Source organism: Polaromonas sp. P1_G4 (assembly GCF_056405475.1).
In genome coordinates this window covers 1-2,851 of sequence record NZ_JBFUCA010000521.1, presented here as the reverse complement: position 1 = coordinate 2,851, position 2,851 = coordinate 1, and the positions used below count along the sequence as shown (strand labels likewise).

Annotated in this window: 3 protein-coding genes; 1 reads left to right on the top strand and 2 read right to left on the bottom strand. The window is 59.5% G+C overall.

What is annotated here, in order from left to right; translation table 11 throughout:
• Window positions 1-116 precede the first annotated feature (116 nt).
• The gene (locus AC1D1X_RS19850; protein WP_477671722.1) at window positions 117-731 is read left to right on the top strand and encodes a hypothetical protein; all 615 of its coding nucleotides are present in this window, start codon (window positions 117-119) and stop codon (window positions 729-731) included.
• Between the two features lie 198 nt (window positions 732-929).
• Here the strand turns inward: AC1D1X_RS19850 and AC1D1X_RS19845 are convergent, their stop codons facing one another.
• Both AC1D1X_RS19845 and AC1D1X_RS19840 read right to left on the bottom strand, forming a co-directional pair.
• Window positions 930-1,934, bottom strand: coding sequence for a hypothetical protein (locus tag AC1D1X_RS19845; protein WP_477671721.1), 1,005 nt, complete (start codon window positions 1,932-1,934; stop codon window positions 930-932).
• 40 nt (window positions 1,935-1,974) lie between these two features.
• On the bottom strand, window positions 1,975-2,851 hold an 877-nt coding region (locus AC1D1X_RS19840; RefSeq protein ID WP_477698969.1), incomplete at its 5' end, for a YcaO-like family protein.

Below are 2,851 nucleotides of genomic sequence, written 5' to 3'. Positions count from 1 at the left end.
AAGCCGGCTTGCCCCTGAGTTCCGGTGGCTGCGGCGACAACGTTAGCCGATAAATCATTGCCCAACCGCAGCGCATCGAGAGTGCCGGGTGAGCCCTGCGCTCAACGAGCTCCTCGATGCCTGCTTTCATCCCGACTATGCATACCAACAACCCGAACATCACAGTTATTGACGATTTACTGCCTGAAGCATTAATGACGTCCCTGATCGAGGCCGTCTCGTGGATGCCCATGCATTTCCTGAATCGATGGGAACGCTTTAAATCGCATGAGCTTGACATGCATTGGTACTACCCCGTTGCGTTCGCGGACGAGCCGTTTATCGATGATGTGGAGCCCAATATGCGCGCACTCGATGACACTCTCCAGTCAATCACGCAATGCTGGGACTTGATCAAGGCCAGCCATGATCACCCGGTACGACTGTACGAATGCATGATCAGCGCCAATACCTTCGGCACCGAAGGTCGGTTGCATCAGGATATAGGCGAAGCAGACAAGCGCCCCCTGCACAACACGGCGCTGGTTTACTGCAACCGGGAATGGAATGTGGCCTGGGCCGGCGAAACCCTTGTTTTCGATGAGCAGAACGAGATCACCGCTGCCGTCATGCCAAAGCCTGGCCGCATCATGAAGATCATCGGTGACCCGACGCATGTCGGCCGCTCGGTCTCCCGTATTTGCCCCACAGACCGGCGCGTCATCGTCTTCAAGTACTGGACCGTCAAGTAGCCGCCGGTGGGCATAGTATTAAATTGCATTGAAGCCGGTCCGCCCCTTGGAGTACTCATACGCCGTACCGGCGTGGCCGTGTCGTCAATCCCAGGCGTCCGGTGCGCGGCCCAAGCCAGATCAAGGCGACCCGGGACCATGTTGCGATAGAGGTTCCGGAACTTGGCCATTCGTGTTGCTGTCAGCGTTTGCACGACATCAACCGGGCAACAACTCACCCCCCGCCGTGCGATTGAAAATGTCACTCAACATGACGTCATAGCCCGAATGCGGAAACATGGGATGGGAATTCAGCTCGAGCCACCACAGCTGACCTTCGTCGTCGAGCACGGCATCTACCGAGTAGGCCAGGGGTGCCGGCCCGACTTCCTGCAAGGCAGTGCGCATCAGTGAACCCATTTGCGCAATCTGTTCGCCACACACGGTTTTTAATTCCGCCAAGGCGCTGCCGGCTTTGGCGCCCCCTTGGCGTGGTGCGAAGCTGCGGCCGTACCGGAAATCAATCCATATCTCTTGCCCGGCAGGCGGGACATCTGTGGGCGAGAAGCCCTGGTAGGCCATGCACGACACCAGTATTGCCTTGTCGGCCAGAATGTTGGCACCGACGTCCTGCCTGACTTTTGCTTCGGCCAGCGCGCCGGCTGTTGACACGCCATCGCCGATGACCTTGGCGTAGTCTTGCATGTCGGCGAAGAACGGTGTGTGGCCCCAGTACCAGATCTTCACGATCTTGCCGGCGACAAACTGTTCATGGAATGTGCCGGTATCAGAGCTGTCTGGCTCAAGGGGCGGCACCGGGACGGCTGCCAGAAATGGCCCCTGGATGTCGTAGCCGAACGAGCCTCGGGATTTTTTCCGGATGTAGCTTTGCGTCGGCTGCTGGCCCGGGGGCCACATTTGGGGCGTGCGAACACCGGCCTGGTCAAGGTGCTGCTTGAACAGCCGCTTTTCGGTAGAGAGCGGCGTGGAATAAGGCCTGTAAGGGCGCCATCCGCCAAATGCAATCACCGACTCCATCAGGTCTTCGATGTGAACCAGCTTGTTGCGGACAGACGCTGCAAAGATCGGGTAGAACCGGAAATACACGTTGGCACAGCGTATTTCCAGTTGCACGGTCTGAATGTCTATCTCAACCTTCGCGTCATGCTGGGCCGCCCATCCGCGCACAGCGCGGAAGTGGTCAAAAAAAGTAGGGAAGGCCATGAGTCCTCAGTCGTTGTCTATTGCGGGGGGCGACTTGTCGCTAGTTGAAAGGATGGGGGAACTTTCCCCCGGGTGCGATTTTCTCGTCCATGCCCAAAGGCAAACCGTCATACCCAAACCCTATGGGAATAGCGCCCGGAATCAGCACCCGCACCGAACGTATGACCTGACCATCAAGTGATTCGGGAGCCGCTCGCTGGGTTAAATCCACCCACACGGCCTTGGGGGGCCGTGGCGCGACCTGCAGCCTTTGCGCCAGGGTCGCGGGCCATGTTGCCTGCAGTTGCGCGAACCTCACCACGTCCCCCCCCTCAGTGATTGCCGCCGTCTTTAAATAGTGGGCCGGTTGCCTGAAGAGAAGACCGTGGTCTGTTGGCGTCTGCACCGCCTTCGGCGCCRGCCGCTTGGGCGGGCCGGATTTCACGGAGAGCAATCCGATGGTTTCTGCTTCGCTCAGCGCATGCGTGATGGATGCCTCCATAGAGCCGAAGCATGATGCCGCGATCACGGAAAATTGGTGGACGGCAGAAGCAATCGCGATAAAAATAACCGGCCCCCACGCGCCCGCGAAGACGCCGATGCGCAAGGTGCAGCCGCGCGCCTCCCAGCCGCGCGCCTTGGCCTGAATGCCGGCCGGAAGTGAATCGGGTGCCACCAGGCGGCCCGGGCGCTGTGCAAGCCAATGCCTGACGAAAGCATCCCGCTCAATCACTTCGAGGCCCGCGCGCTCAATCGCCACATCCAGCGATACGTCGCTGGCGCAGCCCGATGAGGTTTGCCGCATCAACATGCCGAACTCAGACGCTCGCGGCAGATTCGCCCCTGAAAAAACACAGTCGGCGGGCACCAGGAGCTTCTCATCGCTACCCAGGCAGTTTGCTTCAACCCAGAAGCGCTCGGCGTCGTCGCTGTAGGGC

What these genes read in the sequence shown, in the direction of transcription:
- AC1D1X_RS19845 (WP_477671721.1), bottom strand. Translation starts at nt 1,934, where the DNA reads ATGGCCTTCCCTACTTTTTTTGACCACTTCCGCGCTGTGCGCGGATGG.
- AC1D1X_RS19850 (WP_477671722.1), top strand. Translation starts at nt 117, where the DNA reads ATGCCTGCTTTCATCCCGACTATGCATACCAACAACCCGAACATCACA.